Origin of the sequence: Photobacterium piscicola (assembly GCF_900166965.1) — a bacterium.
GTDB classification, from domain to species: Bacteria; Pseudomonadota; Gammaproteobacteria; order Enterobacterales; family Vibrionaceae; genus Photobacterium; species Photobacterium piscicola.
Genome location: NZ_FUZI01000031.1, coordinates 1 through 1,515, shown reverse-complemented (window position 1 = coordinate 1,515; position 1,515 = coordinate 1). Strand labels below are relative to the sequence as shown.

Here is a 1,515-nt window from a genome sequence, read left to right as displayed (position 1 = left end):
CTGTCGAGGCTTTCTTGAAGATGGCAGGGATTACGAGGTTCAAACGCCCAACACGCGCTGATTTTCGGTATGGCGAATCCGCTGCTCTGCCAGTTGGAGCTACACCTAAATTATATTGACGTAAAAAAGCCCCGACATTGCTGTCGAGGCTTTCTTGAAGATGGCAGGGATTACGAGGTTCAAACGCCCAACACGCGCTGATTTTCGGTATGGCGAATCCGCTGCTCTGCCAGTTGGAGCTACACCTAAATTATATTGACGTAAAAAAGCCCCGACATTGCTGTCGAGGCTTTCTTGAAGATGGCAGGGGTGGAGAGATTCGAACTCCCAACACGCGGATTTGGAATCCGCTGCTCTGCCAGTTGGAGCTACACCCCTGTAGTTATTTTAAAGACTTAACTGTGTCTTAAATAAATGGCGGAGTGGACGGGACTCGAACCCGCGACCCCCGGCGTGACAGGCCGGTATTCTAACCAACTGAACTACCACTCCGCAGTGTCTATTCAGCATAAATGCAACTTGTTGTCTCTACCTTTATAAAAAGATAAAAACGAAATTGAAGCCTGGCGATGTCCTACTCTCACATGGGGAGACCCCACACTACCATCGGCGCTATTACGTTTCACTACTGAGTTCGGCATGGGATCAGGTGGGTCCATAACGCTATGGTCGCCAAGCAAATTCTGGTTTATTTATTGTCTTATGACAATAAATAGCAATCTGGGAAAATCTAACTAGTTGTTCTCAACACGCATTCAAGCGTTTGTAGAGTCCGTCTCTTCTCTTATGAGAAGGAAAACCCCTTGGGTGTTGTATGGTTAAGCCTCACGGGCAATTAGTATCAGTTAGCTCAATGCCTCGCAGCACTTACACACCTGACCTATCAACGTTGTAGTCTTCAACAACCCTTTAGAGACCTTAAAGGTCTAGGGATGACTCATCTTGAGGCTCGCTTCCCGCTTAGATGCTTTCAGCGGTTATCGATTCCGAACTTAGCTACCGGGCAATGCATCTGGCGATACAACCCGAACACCAGCGGTTCGTCCACTCCGGTCCTCTCGTACTAGGAGCAGCCCCTCTCAATCATCCAACGCCCACGGCAGATAGGGACCGAACTGTCTCACGACGTTCTAAACCCAGCTCGCGTACCACTTTAAATGGCGAACAGCCATACCCTTGGGACCGACTTCAGCCCCAGGATGTGATGAGCCGACATCGAGGTGCCAAACACCGCCGTCGATATGAACTCTTGGGCGGTATCAGCCTGTTATCCCCGGAGTACCTTTTATCCGTTGAGCGATGGCCCTTCCATTCAGAACCACCGGATCACTATGACCTGCTTTCGCACCTGCTCGAATTGTCATTCTCGCAGTCAAGCGGGCTTATGCCATTGCACTAACCTCACGATGTCCGACCGTGATTAGCCCACCTTCGTGCTCCTCCGTTACTCTTTGGGAGGAGACCGCCCCAGTCAAACTACCCACCAGGCACTGTCCGTAACCCCGATAAGGGGTC

The 1,515-nt window shown here is 50.4% G+C and carries 2 tRNA genes and 2 rRNA genes; all 4 read right to left on the bottom strand.

From position 1 onward, the window contains the following. Window positions 1-301: 301 nt before the first annotated feature. Window positions 302-378: transfer RNA gene (locus CZ809_RS20575), tRNA-Trp, on the bottom strand. A gap of 37 nt (window positions 379-415) precedes the next feature. Beyond that, window positions 416-492: transfer RNA gene (locus CZ809_RS20570), tRNA-Asp, on the bottom strand. A gap of 69 nt (window positions 493-561) precedes the next feature. After that, a 5S ribosomal RNA gene (rrf, locus tag CZ809_RS20565) occupies window positions 562-677 on the bottom strand. A gap of 137 nt (window positions 678-814) precedes the next feature. Then, window positions 815-1,515 (bottom strand): 23S ribosomal RNA (locus tag CZ809_RS20560); the annotation flags it as partial.